General features: G+C 67.6%; 12 protein-coding genes and 1 pseudogene. 5 read left to right on the forward strand and 8 right to left on the reverse strand.

The window, feature by feature from the left end; translation table 11 throughout:
* Positions 1–179 (reverse strand): annotated as a pseudogene (locus M7H19_RS04055) (adenosine deaminase); the annotation flags it as partial.
* A gap of 311 nt (positions 180–490) precedes the next feature.
* On the opposite strand from M7H19_RS04055, the gene M7H19_RS04060 reads away from it, so the two are divergent.
* The gene (locus M7H19_RS04060) at positions 491–1,540 is read left to right on the forward strand and encodes a PA containing protein (protein WP_298177247.1); all 1,050 of its coding nucleotides are present in this window, start codon (positions 491–493) and stop codon (positions 1,538–1,540) included.
* Positions 1,541–1,594: 54 nt separating this feature from the next.
* Here the strand turns inward: M7H19_RS04060 and M7H19_RS04065 are convergent, their stop codons facing one another.
* From M7H19_RS04065 to M7H19_RS04090, 6 genes are all read right to left on the reverse strand, one after another.
* Positions 1,595–2,926: a thymidine phosphorylase gene (locus M7H19_RS04065; RefSeq protein WP_298177249.1), complete on the reverse strand. Its 1,332-nt coding sequence runs from the start codon at positions 2,924–2,926 to the stop codon at positions 1,595–1,597.
* Positions 2,923–3,330 (reverse strand): cytidine deaminase, encoded by a 408-nt coding sequence (locus M7H19_RS04070; protein ID WP_298177251.1) that lies wholly within the window; start codon positions 3,328–3,330, stop codon positions 2,923–2,925. Before M7H19_RS04070 ends, M7H19_RS04065 begins: the two co-directional genes overlap by 4 nt.
* The gene (locus M7H19_RS04075; RefSeq protein WP_298177269.1) at positions 3,330–4,535 is read right to left on the reverse strand and encodes an ABC transporter permease; all 1,206 of its coding nucleotides are present in this window, start codon (positions 4,533–4,535) and stop codon (positions 3,330–3,332) included. Before M7H19_RS04075 ends, M7H19_RS04070 begins: the two co-directional genes overlap by 1 nt.
* 68 nt (positions 4,536–4,603) lie before the next feature.
* Positions 4,604–5,698, reverse strand: coding sequence for an ABC transporter permease (locus M7H19_RS04080; RefSeq protein WP_298177253.1), 1,095 nt, complete (start codon positions 5,696–5,698; stop codon positions 4,604–4,606).
* Positions 5,695–7,248 carry an ABC transporter ATP-binding protein gene (locus M7H19_RS04085; protein ID WP_298177255.1) on the reverse strand — a complete coding sequence of 518 codons (1,554 nt, stop codon included), beginning with the start codon at positions 7,246–7,248 and terminating at the stop codon, positions 5,695–5,697. Before M7H19_RS04085 ends, M7H19_RS04080 begins: the two co-directional genes overlap by 4 nt.
* Positions 7,249–7,331: 83 nt before the next feature.
* Entirely contained in the window at positions 7,332–8,438 is a 1,107-nt protein-coding gene (locus M7H19_RS04090) for a BMP family ABC transporter substrate-binding protein (RefSeq protein WP_298177271.1), read from the reverse strand.
* Between the two features lie 444 nt (positions 8,439–8,882).
* On the opposite strand from M7H19_RS04090, the gene sdhC reads away from it, so the two are divergent.
* The 4 genes from sdhC to M7H19_RS04110 are packed head-to-tail and all read left to right on the forward strand — an operon-like array spanning position 8,883 to position 12,349.
* A complete protein-coding gene (gene sdhC, locus M7H19_RS04095) occupies positions 8,883–9,329 on the forward strand; it encodes a succinate dehydrogenase, cytochrome b556 subunit (protein ID WP_298177258.1) in 447 nt (148 codons plus the stop codon).
* The gene (locus tag M7H19_RS04100; protein WP_298177261.1) at positions 9,329–9,736 is read left to right on the forward strand and encodes a succinate dehydrogenase hydrophobic membrane anchor subunit; all 408 of its coding nucleotides are present in this window, start codon (positions 9,329–9,331) and stop codon (positions 9,734–9,736) included. Before sdhC ends, M7H19_RS04100 begins: the two co-directional genes overlap by 1 nt.
* Positions 9,737–9,771: 35 nt before the next feature.
* Entirely contained in the window at positions 9,772–11,559 is a 1,788-nt protein-coding gene (sdhA, locus tag M7H19_RS04105) for a succinate dehydrogenase flavoprotein subunit (RefSeq protein WP_298177263.1), read from the forward strand.
* Between the two features lies 1 nt (position 11,560).
* Entirely contained in the window at positions 11,561–12,349 is a 789-nt protein-coding gene (locus M7H19_RS04110) for a succinate dehydrogenase iron-sulfur subunit (protein ID WP_298177265.1), read from the forward strand.
* Positions 12,350–12,451: 102 nt separating this feature from the next.
* On the opposite strand, the gene M7H19_RS04115 is transcribed toward M7H19_RS04110, so the two are convergent.
* Entirely contained in the window at positions 12,452–13,834 is a 1,383-nt protein-coding gene (locus M7H19_RS04115) for an endo-1,4-beta-xylanase (RefSeq protein WP_298177267.1), read from the reverse strand.
* Positions 13,835–13,898: the final 64 nt, after the last annotated feature.

The raw sequence follows: 13,898 nt of genomic DNA on the forward strand, positions 1-13,898 counted from the left end.
GCCTCGGTGAACCAGCGGCCGAGTTCGTCGACGTCGGTGGTCGGAAGCCCGTCGTAACCGGTGCTGTCCGCCAGCTCGACGACGGTGCGGGGACGCAAGCCGCCGTCCAGGTGATCGTGGAGCAGAACCTTCGGGGCCTGACGTAGTTCTTCCCTGCTCGGGGCACTTGTGGTGTCCATGTAGTGACACTACTCTCCCGCGGCCTGCCCGCGAGCGGACCCGCAGCGACGCCGAGATGGCCTCCGGGCGACTTTCGTCGGAACCCGCCTAACCTCCCGAACCAGCCTGCCGAACCACTCCCGCGACCCGTCCGCAAACGGTTGACCGCTTCGTTGTTTTCGCGGGGCAGCGGGGTGCGGCGAAGGCGATACCGAGACGAACGGACGCGATGTCACGCGCAATTTCCCGGGGGCGCTAGCCGCGCCATTCCGGCGATGGATAGGCTGCCGAACACGTCCCATCCTTTTCCCCGCCGATGAAGGACACCGCAGTGACGACTGACAACCAACTCGCAGCTCCGTCCTTCGACCGGATGCGCAACATGTTGGTGCGCGCGGCCGAGGTCCGAGAAAGCGAACAGCAGCAGATCTTCGACGCGCTGGACGACATCTACGCACGGCTCGCGCCGGTGGACTCGCTCGGTGCCGTTCGCAAACGGCTCTCCGAGCTGCCCGACCGGACCGAGATGAGCGTGCTCGCTGAGCGCCTCGACGAGGCCATGACCCGCCTGGAGGCGCAGGACAACGCGCTGGCCGACCTCGCCCGGTCGGTGGAGGCGATCGTCGACAAGCTCGCCAAGCCGTTCGGGCAGCTGGACGGCAGGCTCGACGGGGTCGCGGCACGGTTCGAGGGTGTGGCAGGCCGGATGGACGGCCTCGAGGACAAGCTCTCGAACATCCACCGCAGGCTGGACGAACTGGGCAACCACCTCGACAAGCAGGACGACAAGCTCGACTCTGTTCCCGCAGCGGTCCAGGGCCCGGTGCGGGAGCGCATCGACACGCTGGAGACGACGCTCAAGGAGCGTGTCGAGCGCCTCGACACCGACTCCAAGGAGCGCCTCACCGCCAGCACCGACACGCTGCGCTCGGCGATGTCCGACACCGCCGAGACGTTCGACCCCAGCGCCCGACTCGACACACTGGGCGAGCGGCTGGAGCAACTGGGCAACAGGCTCGACGAGCTCTCGTCCCGTCTCGACAAGGTCGAGGAGAACGTCGGGTCGCAGCTGGGCGACCTGGACGGCTCGATCAAGTCGGGACTGTCGAAGGTCGAGGGAACGCTGTCGCAGCAGCCGGACAACGACTACTTCGCGTCCGTGGTGCGCAAGAGCAACGAGGAGTCCGAGCGACGCATCGGTGGCCAGCTCGACGAGGCGATGGCCACGTTCGCCGAGCTGATGCTGGGTGGCGGGCCGGCACCACAGCCCGCTATCTCGGCCCCGCCCACGCCGCGCCAGCCCCGCCGTCGTAACGGCAGGTCGGCCAAGAACTCCGACTCGAAGTCGAAGGCCGGTGCGGAGACCGACTCCGATGACTGAGAACGACTGAGGAGGGCTGAGAACATCGGGTGGGAACCGGCCGGGCGGGCGCTTTCAGCCCACCACGTCGCTTCCCACCCGCTCCAGCACGATGCGGCCCCCGTTCGCCTCCGTGGCGGCGGGGGCCGCGCCGTTTCCGGTGTCCTCGCCCCCGATGTCGTACGCCGCCCGCAGCGTCGGCAGAACCGCCGCCACGGCCTCGGGGGTGTCGGTGTGCAGTTCGAACAGCGGTCGGCCGGGCTCGACCCGCTCGCCGGGCTTGACCAGGCAGCGCACGCCCGCCGCCGACTGCACGGGATCGTCCTTGCGAGTCCTGCCCGCCCCCAGCCGCCACGCGACCACGCCCACGCCGTAGGCGTCCAATCGGGTCATGGTGCCTTCCTCGGCGGCCTCCACGACGTGCACGTGGGCGGGCTCGGGCAGTGCCGCTTCGGGATCACCGCCCTGTGCGTGGATCATGCGACACCAGGTCTCGTACGCCTCGCCGGAGGCGAGCACTCGGGCCGGATCGGCGTCGGACAGCCCGGCGAGTGCGAGCATCTCGCGAGCCAACGCCACGGTGAGCTCGACGACGTCGGCCGGACCGCCTCCTCGCAGGACCTCCACGGCCTCCGCCACCTCGACGGCATTGCCGACGGCGGACCCCAAAGGAGTGTCCATGGCCGTCAGTACCGCCCTGGTGTCCACTCCGTGGGCGGCACCGATCTCCACCAGGGTCTTCGCCAGTTCCCGTGCCTGTTCGCGGGTCTTCATGAACGCGCCGGAACCGGTCTTGACGTCGAGTACGAGCCGGTTCACGCCCTCGGCGATCTTCTTGCTCATGATCGAACTCGCGATCAGCGGTACCGAGTCGACCGTGGCGGTGACATCGCGCAGCGCGTACAGCTTGCGATCGGCGGGCGCCAGTGTGGGGGTCGCGGCGCAGACGACGGCCCCCACGTCCTCCAGCTGACGGCTGATCTCGTCGGTCGACAACTCGGCCCGCCAGCCCGGGATGGCCTCCAGCTTGTCCAACGTGCCGCCGGTGTGCCCGAGCCCGCGTCCGGACAGCTGGGGCACGGCGGCACCGCAGGCCGCCACGAGCGGCGCCAACGGCAACGTGATCTTGTCGCCGACGCCGCCGGTGGAGTGCTTGTCCACCAGCGGCCGGGAGGAACGCAGCGACAACCGCTCACCCGAGTCGATCATCGCGCCGGTCCAGCACGCGGTCTCGGCCGCGTCCATACCGCGCAGCAGGATCGCCATCGCCAGCGCCGCCATCTGCTCGTCGGCGACCACGCCGCGCGTATAGGCGTCGACGACCCAACGGATCTGCTCGTCACTCAGCCTGGAACCGTCGCGTTTGGTCCTGATGACATCGACCGCGGTGAAGGACTCGCCCGTCATGACGGCAAGTCCTCGGGGCCGAACGCCTGGGGCAGCACCTCGGACATCGGCTGCACCCCACGCGGGGTGTCGACCAGACATCCGGCCCCGCCGAACTCGAACAACAGCTGCCGACAACGGCCGCAGGGCATCAACAGCTCGTCGTCACCGGAACGGCACGCCACCGCGACGAACCGGCCGCCGCCGGAGAGCCGCAGCTGCCCGCTCATCGTGGCCTCGGCACACAACCCGAGCCCGTAGGAGGCGTTCTCCACATTGCACCCGGTGACGATCCGGCCGTCGTCGGTCAAAGCAGCCGAGCCGACCCGCAGACCGGAGTACGGCGCATACGCCTTCCGCGCCGCCGCCACCGCCTCGGACCGCAGACGCTCCCAGTCGTCCGCCGTCACCTCTGGACTCGTCATCAGTCGTCCTCCCCACGCCGGTACCGCTTGCCGACCGCCTTCGGCGGCCGCAGTTTCTGCGCGGCCACGGCCAGGATGATGATCGTCACGAAGTGCGGTGTGTACGGGATCAACTCGCGTGGCAGCTCGTCGTTGGCCCAGTAGATGTAGTACAGGACCCCGGCGGCGAGCGCGGACAGCGCGGCACCCAACCAGTGGCGACGCACCAACTGAACCACCGCGAGCACGAGGAGCAGCAGGACCGCGCCGTAACAGAGCGCCAGCACGGCTTCCCCGCCCGCCGACAGCTGGAGGCCGTCGGAGTAGCCGAAGAGCGCCGCGCCACCCAGCAGACCGCCGGGCCGCCAGTTACCGAAGATCATCGCCGCAAGGCCGATGTAGCCGCGACCGTTGGTCTGGTTCTCCAGGTAGTCGGCCCCACCGGCGAGCAGCACCAGGGACGCGCCACCCATCCCCGCGAGACCACCCGAGATCAGCAGCGCCGAGTACTTGTGGGCGTAGACGTTCACGCCGAGCGACTCGGCCGCCACCGGATTCTCCCCGCACGACCGCAGCCGCAGCCCGAACCGGGTGCGCCACAACACGAGGTAGCTGAGCGGGACCAACAACAGCGCGATCATGGCCAGCGGCGAGACCTGGGTGACCAGGCCGTGCAACAACCCCGCGGCGTCGGAGATCCCGACCCGTTGGGCCTGCTCCAGGTCGGCGAGCCAGTCCGAGAGGAACGTCGCCGAGTACGTGTCGAACTTCGGCACGGGCGGCGACTGCCTCGGGTTGCCCGACAGCGGTTCGAACACCAGGGTGGCGAGGTACTTCGCCACGCCGAGTCCGAGCAGGTTGATGGCCACACCGGACACGATGTGGTTGACGCCGAACGTCACCGTCGCGATCGCGTGGAGCAGCCCGCCGAGCGCGCCGAACAGGATGGCCGCGAGCAGGCCCGCCCAGACGCCCCCGTAGTAGGCGCCCCAGGCCGCGCCCCACGTGCCGAGGATCATCATGCCCTCGAGGCCGATGTTGATGACGCCCGCGCGTTCCGCCCACAGGCCGCCGAGCGCGGCGAACAGGATCGGCAACGCCAACCGCAGCGCGGTCTGCGAGGTGTTGCTCGACGTGAGCGAGTCCAACCCGGTCAGGTAGGACGTGGTGGACAGCACCGCGATCGCCACCACGGCCCACAGCACGCCCCTCAACCAGCCCGGCATACCGCGCCGCGGGGATACGGGACCGGTCCCGCCCGTCCTGTCCGGGGATTCGAGTTCAGCCGTGGTGCTCACACCGCACCTCCCTGGCTCACGCTCGCGGGCAGGCCGTTGCGGGTCTGCTTACCGACCCGGCGCTGCTCGGCGGCGAGCTCCGCTCGTTTGACGATTTCGTAAGCGACCACGACCGACAGCACGATCGTGCCCTGGATGATCGTGGCTATCTCCCTCGGGATCCCGATGGACTCCAGCGACACGGCGGACTTGTCGAGGAACGCCCACAGCAGCGCGCCGAAGGCCACCCCGGCCGGGTGGTTACGGCCGAGCAGCGCTACCGCGATGCCCGTGAAGCCGTAGCCCTGGGTGGCGGTCATCGCGTACACGTGGTCGCGGCCGAGCAGTTCCGGCATCGCGATGAGCCCGGCGACGGCGCCGGACAACAGCATCGCGATCATCGTCATGCGCTTGGCGCTCACCCCACCCGCCGTGGCGGCCGTGGGCGATTCGCCGCTGGCCTGGAGTTCGAACCCGAACCGGGTGCGGTTGAGCAGGAACCAGTAGCCGCAGCCCATCGCGATGGCGAGGAACACCGCGCCGAACATCGTCCCGGCCTCCCCGAACGGGATGCCGGGGATCCACCCGGTCTCCGGGATCTGCGCGGTGCTGATGTTGTTCCCGCGTTGCACCCCGAACTGGTCCGCGCTGATCAGGTAGGCCACGATGCCGAACACGATCGAGTTCAGCATGATCGTGGTGATGACCTCGGAGACACCGCGGGTGACCTTGAGGATCGCCGGCAACAACGCGTAGGCCGCTCCGGAGAGCATGGCCACCGCAAGAATCACCAGCACGTGCAGCACCGGGGGCAACTCCATGGCCGCACCCACGATGGCGGCGACCACGGCCGCGAACCGGTACTGGCCCTCGACCCCGATGTTGAACAGGTTCATCTGGAAGCCGATAGCGACGGCCAGACCCGCGAAGTAGTAGACGGTCGCGAGATTCACCGTGTCGACGGCCGTGGTGCCCTCGAACAACTGCGCGCCCATGGTGGAGAACGCCTCCAGGGGGTTCGCCCCGGAGATGAGCAGCGCGACGGACGACAGCGCCATGGCGAACACGATCGCCAGCGCGGGAGGAAGCAGAGCGGTACGCCAGGAGATCATGCGACGTCCTCGGGAAGGGAGCGGCCCTCGTCAGCGCCGGTCATGGCGGAGCCGAGCTCGGTGGGCGTGACGGTGGCCGGATCGGCCTCGGTGACCAGCCTGCCGCGCAACATCACGCGGATGGTGTCCGACAACCCGATCAACTCGTCGAGGTCGGCGGAGATGAGCAGCACCGCGAGCCCCTCCCGTCGGGCGGCCCGGATGCGGTCCCAGATCAGTGCCTGTGCACCGACGTCGACACCGCGGGTCGGGTGGGCGGCGATCAACAACACGGGGTTTCCGGACAGTTCCCTGCCGACGATGAGTTTCTGCTGGTTACCGCCGGATAGCGCACCCGAGGGCACCTCGACACCGGGGGTGCGCACATCGTACTCGTCGACGATACGACGGGTGTCCTCCCGCGCGGCGGCGGGATCGAGGATGCGGCCGTTTGACACCGGCCTGCGAGTCTGATGGCCGAGGATGCGGTTGGTCCACAGCGGACGGTTCAGCAGCAGGCCGTGCCGATGCCGGTCCTCGGCGATGTAACCGATACCGGCCTCACGCCGGGCGAGTGTGCCGAGCTTCGTGAGGTCGCGTGTGCGGCCCTCGGCGTCGACCAGTTCGATCCGGCCGCCGGCCGCCTTGCGCATCCCCATGATGGCTTCGACCAGTTCGGTCTGGCCGTTGCCCTCGACACCGGCGATCCCCAGCACCTCACCGGCTCGCACGGTCAACGACACGTCGTCGAGCACGGCGCGCTCGGAACCCTCGGCGTTCAGCCGCAGGTTCTCCACCCGCAGCACCACCCGGTCGGTGACCGTGGACTCACGGGTCTCGGGGCTGGGCAACTCCGAACCGACCATCATCTCGGCCAGTTCGCGAGAACTCACGGTGCGCGGGTCCACGGTGCCGACCGTCGTGCCACGGCGGATCACCGTCGCCTGGTCGGCGATCTTGCGCACCTCGTCGAGCTTGTGGGAGATGAAGATGAACGTGTAGCCCTGCTCGCGCATCCGGCGCACCGTGTCGAACAGCGCGTCGACCTCCTGCGGCACCAGCACCGCGGTGGGCTCGTCGAGGATCACGATGCGCGCACCCCGGTAGAGCACCTTGACGATCTCCACCCGCTGGCGGTCGGCCACGCCGAGCTGCTCCACCAGGCTGTCGAGATCCACCCTCAGCCCCGTGCTCTCGGCCAGCTCCGCCATCCGGGCTGTGGCCTTCTGGCCGATGCCGTGCAGCGACTCCGCGCCCAGGAGCACGTTCTCCCGGACACTGAGGTTGTCGGCGAGCATGAAGTGCTGGTGCACCATGCCGATGCCCGCTTTGATCGCGTCCTGCGGGTTCCGCAGTCGCACGGCCTCTCCGTTGACCGTGATGGTGCCCTCGTCCGGCTGCTGCATGCCGTAGAGGATCTTCATCAGCGTGGACTTGCCGGCGCCGTTCTCGCCGCACACCGCGTGGACCTCACCGGCACGCACGGTCAGGTGCACGTCCGAGTTGGCCACCACGCCCGGGAACCGTTTGGTGATCCCCGTCAGTTCGACCGCTGGTCGGGATTCGGTCATGTCGTGAAAGCTCCCAAGGGCCGTCGAACGGCCTCATCGCCGTGACGGTCTGCCATCCGGTGCGTCGTGTGAATCGGGAAGGGTCAGTTCGACGGGGTCGCCGAGACCTCGATCTCGCCGTCCACGATCTGCTGCTTGTACGCGTCGAGAACGTCGGCGATGTCGTCGACCATGCCACCGGAGGTGGAGTAGCCCACGGCGTCGGCGGCGAGGTCGAACCGCTCGGGCAGCGAGTCGAGGTCGTCCTCGGCCACCGCGCGGATGAAGTCGTAGACGGCCACGTCGACACGCTTGAGCATCGAGGTCATGATGACGTCCTTGACATCGGCGACCGTCTTCTGCTCGTACTGGTCGGAGTCGACGCCGATGGCCAGCGCGTCGTTCGACTTGGCGGCCTCGAACACGCCCTTACCGGAGGCGCCCGCCGCGTGGTACAGCACGTCGGCACCCTTGTCGATCTGGGCTTCGGCCACGACGTTGCCCTTGCCCGGGTCGTTGAAGCCGGAGATGTCACCCGCGGGCGTCAGGTAGTCGACCTCGATCGTGACTTTGTCGGAGACCGCCTGCGCGCCCTGCACGAAACCCGCCTCGAACTTCTGGATCAGCGGCGTGTTCACCCCGCCGACGAAGCCGACGTGGCAGTTCTCGCTCTTGTAGACGGCCGCGACGCCGGTGAGGAAGGAGCCCTGCTCCTCGGTGAACACCAGCGGGGTGACGTTCGGCTGGTCGACCGAGTCGTCGTCCACGATGGCGAATTGGGTGTCGGGGAACTTCGGCGCCACGACGTTCAACGCGTCGGCGTAGGCGAAGCCGACGGCGATGATCGGGTTGAAGCCCTGCTCGGCCATCTGGGTCAGGCGCTGCTGCTTGGCGTCCTCCGACTCGGTGCCCGCGGCCGTGCTCTCGGTCGTGTCGCTCACGCCCATGTCCTCGACGGCCTTGTCGACACCGGCCGCCGCCGCGTCGTTGAACGAGGCGTCACCACGGCCTCCGACGTCGTACGCGAGCGCGACCTTGAGGTCGCTGGCGTCCACGTCCGCCGCTTCCCCCTCGCGTTTCTCGCTACCGGCCTCGGCACGGGGTGGCGCGGCAGCGGTCACGCATTCGCCCCCCGACTCGCCTCCGCCACTCGCGGCGCTGTCGTCGCCCGAGTCCTTGGCACAAGCCGTCAACGTCAGCACGCCGGCCATGGCGATAGCCGCCAGCGCTTCACCACGCTTTCGACGCACGGTGTGTCTCCCTTCCCGCTGCCGTTACAGCGGACGCACCTCAAGGAAGCGCCCGGCCACACTGCCGGGCGACTGGCGAACGGTACCGCCCGCGAGCAACGGGGTCACATAGCGGCCGTCACGCGTAATACAAATGTTCAAGACTCAGTCATCTGAGCGACCAGGCGAACACGCTAAGTGACCAATCAAGGGCGTCAAGTGGCGAACGCGGGACGCTTAAGAGACTTATGACACACGTCGACGTCAAATCCGTGTCTGGTCCATCACAGCGACCAACCCGAGGTTCAGCTGACGAGCCGAAGCGGGTCTAGCATCCTGACATATCCATGCCCGACGGCTTGTGGACCTGCGCAGCCGCAGGTGCGCCGGGCACAGTCCATCAGTGACGTTGGAGGCCGTACACCGATGTCCACCACTGCGAGCACCGCCGCCGAGGCGGCTGCGAGTGATCGGGCAAGCGCCTCACGGCGGAGCGGTACGTTCTATCGAGGCGACCCTGGCATGTGGTCCTGGGTGCTGCACCGCATCACCGGCGTGCTCACATTCTTCTTCCTGTTCGTCCACGTACTCGACACCGCGTTGGTCCGGGTGTCCCCGGAGACCTACAACGCGATCATCGAGACCTACAAGAACCCGATCGTCAACCTCATGGAGGTCGGCCTCGTCGGCGCTGTCCTCTATCACGCGCTGAACGGCATCAGAGTGATCCTGGTGGACTTCTGGTCCAAGGGCGCCAAATACCAGCACGTGATGCTGTGGTCGATCATCGGCGTCTGGGTGCTGGTGATGATCCCCGGCACGTACTTCATGCTCGAACGCACCGTGAGTGAACTACTCGGAGGCGGCAACTGATGGCTGAGGCACTCACTCTCGACAAGCCGCGCTCCCCTCGCAGGCCCGCGGCCCGGCGCAGCAACTTCGAGCTCTACAGCTGGCTGTTCATGCGCATCTCCGGCCTGCTGCTCGTGGTGCTGGTGCTCGGTCACCTGTTCATCATGAACATCCTCGACGGCGGTGTGCACCGGATCAACTTCGCGTTCGTCGCCGGTCGCTGGTCCTCACCGTTCTGGCAGTTCTGGGACCTGGCGATGCTGTGGCTGGCGATGATCCACGGCGGCAACGGGCTGCGCACGGTCATCGAAGACTACGCGCGCAAGGACAGCACCCGTTTCTGGTTGAAGATGGTGCTGTACGTGTCCACGGTGGTAATCCTGCTGCTCGGCACGCTGGTGATCTTCACCTTCGACCCCTTCATCTAGACCGACCGATCCCCACCACACGAAAGCGATGAGACATGCAGTTCCACAAGTACGACGTGGTGATCGTCGGGGCTGGTGGCGCTGGTATGCGCGCGGCGATCGAAGCCGGTCAGCGCTCCCGCACCGCAGTACTTACCAAGCTCTACCCGACGCGATCCCACACCGGCGCCGCACAGGGCGGTATGTGTGCGGCACTGGCCAACGTCGAAGAGGACAACTGGGAGTGGCACACCTTCGACACCGTCAAGGGTGGTGACTACCTCACCGACCAGGACGCCGCCGAGATCATGGCCAAGGAGGCCATCGACGCGGTACTCGACCTGGAGAAGATGGGCCTGCCGTTCAACCGCACCCCGGACGGCAAGATCGACCAGCGGCGGTTCGGCGGACACACCCGCGAGCACGGCAAGGCCGCGGTGCGGCGAGCCTGCTACGCGGCCGACCGCACCGGTCACATGATCCTGCAGACGCTGTACCAGAACTGCGTCAAGCACGGCATCGAGTTCTTCAACGAGTTCTACGTCCTCGACATCGCGCTCACCGAGACCGCCGACGGCCCGGTGGCGTCCGGTGCCATCGCCTACGAGCTGGCCACCGGCGAGATCCACGTGTTCCAGGCGAAGTCGATCGTGTTCGCCACGGGCGGGTTCGGCAAGGTCTTCAAGACGACCTCGAACGCGCACACCCTCACCGGTGACGGCATGGGCATCTACGCCCGCAAGGGCCTGCCGCTGGAGGACATGGAGTTCTACCAGTTCCACCCCACCGGCCTGGCGGGCCTGGGCATCCTCCTCACCGAGGGTGCGCGTGGTGAGGGCGCGATCCTACGCAACGCCTCCGGCGAGCGCTTCATGGAACGTTACGCCCCCACCATCAAGGACCTCGCGCCGCGCGACATCGTCGCCCGCTCGATGGTCCTGGAGGTCCTCGAAGGCCGTGGTGCCGGACCGAACAAGGACTACGTCCTGCTCGACTGCACCCACCTGGGCGAGGAGGTCCTGGAGACCAAGCTGCCCGACATCACCGAGTTCGCCCGCACCTACCTGGGTGTGGACCCGGTGACCGAGCCGGTGCCGGTGTACCCCACCGCGCACTACGCGATGGGCGGTATCCCCACCAACGTGCACGGTGAGGCGCTGCGGGACAACGACAACATCGTCCCCGGCCTGTACGCGGCCGGTGAGGTCGCGTGCGTGTCCGTGCACGGCGCCAACCGGCTGGGCACCAACTCGCTGCTGGACATCAACGTGTTCGGCAAGCGGGCGGGCATCGCCGCCGCCGAGTACGCCAACTCGCGCGACTTCCCCGAACTGCCGGACGACGCGGCGAAGATGGTCGAGGGCATGGTCAACCACCTGCGCACCGCCACCGGCGGCGAGCGGGTCGTCGACATCCGCAACGAACTGCAGGCGACCATGGACGCCAACGCCGCGGTGTACCGCACCGAGGACACGCTCAAGCAGGCGTTGGCGGACGTGCAAGCGCTCAAGGAGCGCTACGGCCGCATCTCGATCATGGACAAGGGCAAGCGGTACAACACCGACCTGCTGGAGGCCATCGAGCTCGGCTTCCTGCTGGACCTCGCCGAGATCCTGGTGAACGCGGCGCTCGCCCGCAAGGAGTCCCGCGGCGGACACGCCCGCGAGGACTACCCCGACCGCGACGACGTCAACTTCATGCGGCACTCCATGTCCTACAAGATCCTTCCGGAGAAGGAGGACCCCGATGCGCCGCTCGGGCTGACCGGCTTCCAGACGGACATCCGACTGGACTACAAGCCGGTGACCTTCACCCGGTACGAACCGATGGAGCGGAAGTACTGACATGACTGCCACGGTTTCCGAGGGTTCTCACGACACCTCGCAGATCCCCGCGACGGAAGGTTCGGTCACCATCACGGTGAAGATCCTCCGGTACAACCCGGAGGTCGACTCCGAGCCACACTGGGAGTCCTACGACGTCCCGGCCCTGCCCACCGACCGCGTGCTGAACCTGCTGTTCAGCATCAAGAACTACGTGGACGGCACGCTGGCGTTCCGCCGGTCCTGCGCGCACGGCATCTGCGGCTCCGACGCCATGCAGATCAACGGCATCAACCGGTTGGCGTGCAAGGTGCTCGTGAAGGATCTGATCGGCAAGAAGGGCAAGGACGGCAAGCCGCCGGTGGTGACGGTGGCCCCCATCAAGGGCCTGCCGACGTTGAAGGACCTCTACGTCGACATGGAGCCCTTCTTCGAGGCCTACCGCGCGGTGAAGCCGTACCTCATCGCCTACGGCAACGAGCCGACGCGCGAACGTCTCCAGTCGCCCGCCGACCGGGAACAGTTCGACGACACCACCAAGTGCATCCTGTGCGCGGCGTGCACATCGTCGTGCCCGGTGTACTGGGCCGACGGCTCGTACTTCGGCCCGGCCGCCATCGTCAACGCGCACCGGTTCATCTTCGACTCCCGCGACGAAGGCGCCGAGGAGCGGTTGGACATCCTCAACGACGCCGAGGGTGTGTGGCGCTGCCGCACCACGTTCAACTGCACCGACGCGTGCCCGCGCGGTATCCAGGTGACCAAGGCCATCCAGGAGGTCAAGCGCGCGCTGCTGTTCCGGCGCACGTGACCCAGGCTCGGAACGGGGCCGGTGCGGTCGTCATGACCGTCCCGGCCCCTTTTTCGTTCCGGCCCCCTCCCCGCCGGCACGAGTCAGGGGCCGGGACGGCACTCAGGAGGCGACGCAGGAGCCCAGGATCGGCGCCGCCCAATTACCGTTCGCCATGACGGTGAAGCCGAAGCTCGTCTGTCCACCCACGGGTAAGCCGCTGTTCGACCGCATCGTCATGACATTGCCGCTGGCGTCCCAGCTCGGGTCGCCGTTCCAGGTCGCCGTGATCTTCTGCGACGAGTGCACGGTGACGGTGGTGCTCCACGAGCTGATCGCCTCATCGCCCGCGCGGACGGTGACCTGACCGTTGAACCGGTCGCCCCACCGTTGGATCTCCTCGTAGGTCACGGTGCACGCGGCGTCGTCGTCATCACCTCCGCCTCCACCGCCGGAACCGCCGAGGGTCTCCAGCACGGCGTAGTAGGCCTGCTTGGGGTTGTAGTCGCCGTCGAACAGCAGTGGCGTGTCCTCCGCACGCCAGGAGTACTTGTCGGTCACACCCCAGACCGTGATGCCGGTGCACTCGGCGACGGCCAGGCAGGCCAGCGTCACCCCGGCGTACTGCTCCGCCTGCGAGTCACCCCATCCCGCGATGTCCAGTTCGGTGAGCTGGACCTCCACCCCGAGGTCGGCGAAGTTCTGCAGCGTCTGGTGGTAGTTCTCCGGCACCGGGTTGCCGCTGTTGAAGTGCGCCTGGAAGCCGACGCAGTCGATGGGTACGCCACGGCTGACGAAGTCGGCCACCATGTTGTAGACGGCCTGCGTCTTGGCCGTGTTCCAGGCGTCGGTGTTGTAGTCGTTGTAGCAGAGCGTGGCGTCGGGATCGACCTCACGCGCGGTGCGGAACGCCTCCTCGATCCAGCTGTTGCCGATGACGCGCTGGAACACCGAGTTCCGGCGCGCCCCGCTGGAGCCGTCCTCGTACGCCTCGTTCACCACGTCCCAGGAACTGATCTGCCCCTTGTAGTGCTCCATCACGGTGGTGATGTGGTTGTTCATCACCGCCCGGAGTTCGTCGGCGGACCCGATGTTCTCGACCCAGCTGGGCAACTGCGAGTGCCAGACCAGGGTGTGCCCGCGCAGTTCCATGCCCTGCTGGCGCGCGTGTTCGGCGATGCGGTCGGCGGTGCTGAAGTCGAAGTACCCGGGCGAGGGTTGGAGGCTCTCCCACTTCCACGAGTTCTCGGCGGTGACGCTGTTGAACTCCCGGTTGAGCGTGGCCGTGTAGTCGGGTTCGCCGAGCCTGTCGACCGCGACCGCGACGCCGAAATAGCGGCCCTGCGCTTCGGCGGCGTCGCCGAGGCTGGTCTGCGCACTCGCCGTCCCTGTCGCGGCGACGAGCCCACCCGCGGTCATCGCACCGACCGCGGCCGCCGCGATGACCTTCCTGATCCGGGTCCCGGCCCGTCGGGGCCCGAACCGCTTCTGGTGTGCCGTGCTCATCTTCCGAGTCCTTTCGTCGAGGACATGGCGACGTCGCAAAGGCACCCGACCCGCCGCGACTGTT

The organism is Saccharomonospora sp. (genome assembly GCF_027317685.1).
Classification (GTDB): domain Bacteria; phylum Actinomycetota; class Actinomycetes; order Mycobacteriales; family Pseudonocardiaceae; genus Saccharomonospora.